At 73.5% G+C, this 3,578-nt stretch carries 4 protein-coding genes and 1 pseudogene; 3 read left to right on the top strand and 2 right to left on the bottom strand.

The genetic code is table 11. The annotated features are described in order from the left end of the window. A partial coding sequence (locus SACPADRAFT_RS24845; RefSeq protein ID WP_007026947.1) for a FadR/GntR family transcriptional regulator occupies window positions 1–367 on the bottom strand: 367 nt, incomplete at its 3' end. Between the two features lie 98 nt (window positions 368–465). Between SACPADRAFT_RS24845 and SACPADRAFT_RS0201645 the strand changes: the two genes are divergently transcribed. From SACPADRAFT_RS0201645 to SACPADRAFT_RS0201635, 3 genes are read left to right on the top strand one after another with little or no spacing between them, the layout of a single operon-like run. Next, window positions 466–1,014 carry a gluconokinase gene (locus SACPADRAFT_RS0201645; protein WP_007026946.1) on the top strand — a complete coding sequence of 183 codons (549 nt, stop codon included), beginning with the start codon at window positions 466–468 and terminating at the stop codon, window positions 1,012–1,014. A gap of 60 nt (window positions 1,015–1,074) precedes the next feature. Beyond that, on the top strand, window positions 1,075–2,454 hold the full coding sequence (locus SACPADRAFT_RS0201640; protein WP_007026945.1) for a GntP family permease: 1,380 nt from the start codon (window positions 1,075–1,077) through the stop codon (window positions 2,452–2,454). A 34-nt stretch (window positions 2,455–2,488) separates the two neighbouring features. Next, window positions 2,489–3,259, top strand: a complete 771-nt coding sequence (locus SACPADRAFT_RS0201635; RefSeq protein WP_007026944.1) for a glucose 1-dehydrogenase — start codon at window positions 2,489–2,491, stop codon at window positions 3,257–3,259. A gap of 31 nt (window positions 3,260–3,290) precedes the next feature. Here SACPADRAFT_RS0201635 and SACPADRAFT_RS0201630 read toward each other — a convergent pair. Then, window positions 3,291–3,578 (bottom strand): annotated as a pseudogene (locus SACPADRAFT_RS0201630) (class I SAM-dependent RNA methyltransferase); the annotation flags it as partial.

The raw sequence follows: 3,578 nt of genomic DNA, 5'->3' as shown, positions 1-3,578 counted from the left end.
CGGAGGCGCTGCGGGCGGCGGCGCCCGCGGCCAGCGGTTCGACCGCGATCCGCAGTTCCGTCAGGGTCCGCAGCTGGGCGTCCCGCCCCGGCCCCGCGAGCCGCCACCAGATGACCCGCGGGTCGAAGACGTTCCAGTTCTCCACCGGCTGGACCGTGATGCCGACGCGCCTGCGTGAGCGGACCAGCCCCATCGACTCCAGGATGCGCATCGTCTCCCGGGCCACCGTCCGGGAGACGCCGAACCGGTCCCGGATGGAGTCCAGGGTCAGCACGTGGTCACAGGGCAGGTCCCCGCTCGTGATCTCGGCGCCGATGGTGTCCAGCACGGTGTCGTGCAGAACCCCGGCACCCGGCTGCGTGCTCACGCCCCGAGCCTATCGACGCCCCCGCGTCTTCCTCCGGTCGACTCAATGGTGTTATCTTTCGCCGCATTAGGTACTACCTTTCAGTGAGGAGCGAGGCCATGGCTGCCACGTGCCTGGTGGTGATGGGGGTCTCCGGCGCCGGGAAGAGCACGGTCGCCGCCGCACTCGCACACCGGCTCGGCTGGACCATGGCCGAGGCGGACGAGTTCCACCCGGCGGCCAACGTCGAACGGATGACCGCCGGGATCCCGCTCACCGACGCCGACCGGGGGCCGTGGCTGCGGGCCCTGCGGGACTGGATCACCGGACGGGCCGACGGGGGCACCGACACCGTCGTCGCCTGTTCGGCCCTGAAACGGTCCTACCGCGACATCCTGCGGGAGTCGTCGGCCCGGGTGTGGTTCGTCCATCTGCGGGGTGAGCCGGACCTGGTCGTCCGCAGGCTGTCCGGCCGTTCCGGCCACTTCATGCCGTCCTCGCTCCTGGACTCGCAGTTCCACGACCTGGAGGACCTCGCCCCGGACGAGGACGGCATCCGTGTCGACCTCGGACGCGGCCCCGACGAGATCGCCGACACGGCCCTGTCCCGGCTCGGCCTCTCCCCCGGCTCCGGCTCGACCGGGCCCGGGACACCGCCCCCCGGATAGGGGCGGGGTCCGCACCCGCGAGTCCGTCCCCACCGACCGCGAGAAGCAACGGAGCTTTCGATGAACACCGACGAGTGGACCCAGACCCTCGGCGCCGGACCGCTGCTCGGCATCGCGGCGGGCGCGGTCGCCGTCCTGCTGCTGCTCATCATCCGCTTCCGCGTCCACGCCTTCCTGGCGCTGGTCGTGGTCAGCATCGGCACCGCGTTCGCCGCGGGCATCCCGGCGGGGCAGGTGATGGACACCCTCACCGAGGGGTTCGGATCCACCCTCGCCAGTGTGGCCCTGCTGGTGGGCCTCGGCGCCATGCTCGGCAGGCTCGTCGAGGTCAGCGGCGGCGCCCAGGCACTCACCGACGCGATGATCCGCCGGTTCGGCGAACGCCGGGCGCCCCTCGCGCTCGGTGTCGCGTCCCTGCTGTTCGGCTTCCCGATCTTCTTCGACGCCGGGCTCGTGGTGATGCTGCCGATCGTGTTCTCCGTCGCCCGCAGGCTCGGCGGCGGTGTCCTGCGCTACGGCCTGCCCGCCGCGGGCGCGTTCTCGGTGATGCACGTCTACGTGCCGCCGCACCCCGGCCCGGTCGCCGCCAGCGGCCTGCTCGGCGCCGACGTCGGGCTCGTGCTGGCGCTGGGCCTGCTGCTGGCCGTGCCGACCTGGTACCTGACCAGCTACCTCTACGGCCTGTGGGTGGGCAACCGCATCGTCCTGCCGGTGCCGGACATCCTCGGCGGCGAGCCCGAGCACGACGAGAACCCGCCGAAGGCGGGCACGGTGATCGGCCTGCTGCTGCTCCCGGTCCTGCTGATCTTCGCGAACACCGGGCTGAGCACGGCCGGCGAGGTCGGCTGGGTCGACGGCGACGCGGGCTGGTACGACGTGGTCCGCACGCTCGGCTCGACCCCGATCGCCCTCCTGATCACGGTGTTCGTCGCCATGTACGTGCTCGGCACCCGGCGGGGACGCGGCAAGGACACCGTGGAGAAGCTGCTCGACTCCGCGCTCGGCCCGGTCGCCGCGATCATCCTGATCACCGGGGCGGGCGGCATGTTCGGCGGTGTGCTGGAGGCCAGCGGCATCGGCGACGCCGTCTCCGGAGCGATGTCCGACATCGGCCTCCCCGCGGTCGTGGCCGGCTACCTGATCGCCACGACCCTGCGGGTCGCCCAGGGTTCGGCCACCGTCGCGCTCACCACCGCGGCCGGGCTCATGCAGCCGATCGTCGCGGGTGGGGCGTTCAACGGGGTCGAACTGGCCGCGCTCGTGCTGGCCCTGGCCGCGGGGTCGGTCACGGCGGGCCACGTCAACGACTCGGGCTTCTGGCTCGTCGGCCGGTTCTTCCAGATGGACGTGAAGACCACGCTCAAGACCTGGACCGTCATGCAGACCACGATCGGCCTGGTCGGCTTCGGCCTGGCCTCGCTGGTGTACGCGATCGCGTGAGCCGGGGCGTCCGCGCCCCGGAGGAGGGAGACCCGTGTCGACGACGTCGTTCGACCTGACCGGACGGGTCGCGCTGGTCACCGGCGCGAGCCGGGGCATCGGCCGGGCCCTGGCGGACGGACTGGCCGGGGCGGGCGCCACGGTGGTGCTGGGCGGTCGCGACCCCGACCGTCTGGCCGACGCCCGGGCCGCCCTCGCCGCCGACCGGGACACCGCCGTGCACACCCGGGCGTTCGACGTCACCGACGAGGAAGCCGTCACCGCCGCCGTGGACGCGCTGACCGCCGTCCACGGCGGCATCGACATCCTGGTGAACAACGCCGGGATCCAGCACCGGCGGGCCCTGCTCGACCTCGACCTCGCCGACTGGGACGCCGTGCTGCGCACGGATCTCACCAGCGCCTTCGTGGTCGGGCGTGCGGCCGCCCGCGGCATGGTCGAGCGGGGCCACGGCGCGATCGTCAACGTCTGCTCGGTGCAGTCCGAACTGGCCCGCCCCTCGATCGCCCCGTACGCGGCGGCGAAGGGTGGGCTGCGGAACCTGACCCGCGCCATGACCGCCGAGTGGGCCGCGCACGGGGTCCGCGTCAACGGGCTCGCCCCCGGCTACCTGCGCACCGAACTGACCGCGCCGCTGGCCGCCGACCCGGACTTCGACGCGTGGGTGCGCACCCGCACGCCCGCGGGCCGGTGGGGCGAGGTCGGCGACCTCGTCGGTCCGGCCGTGTTCCTCGCCAGTGACGCCGCGTCCTTCGTCAGCGGGCAGGTGCTCTACGTCGACGGGGGGATGACCTCGGTCGTGTGACACCTCCGGCGGCCCGGTGCCGTCGGAGGTGTCACCGGCGCAGCAGGGCGAGGGTCTCGACGTGGTGGGTCATCGGGAAGGCGTCGAAGGCGCGGAGCCGGTCCAGCCGGTAGCCGTGTGCCGCGAACGTCGCCACGTCCCGGGCCAGTGCCGCGGGGTCGCAGGCCACGTACACCACCCGGTCCGGCCCCGCCGCCGCGACGGCGTCGGTGACCGCGCGGCCCGCCCCCTTGCGGGGTGGGTCGAGCACCACGACCTCGGGGCGCTCGTCGATCCCCCGCAGGACCCGGTCCACCCGGCCGGAACGCCACCGGACCTG

Origin of the sequence: Saccharomonospora iraqiensis subsp. paurometabolica YIM 90007 (assembly GCF_000231035.2) — a bacterium.
Classification (GTDB): Bacteria; Actinomycetota; Actinomycetes; order Mycobacteriales; family Pseudonocardiaceae; genus Saccharomonospora; species Saccharomonospora paurometabolica.
Note: the sequence above shows the minus strand (reverse complement) of the source record. Positions and strands in the feature narration are given on the sequence as shown.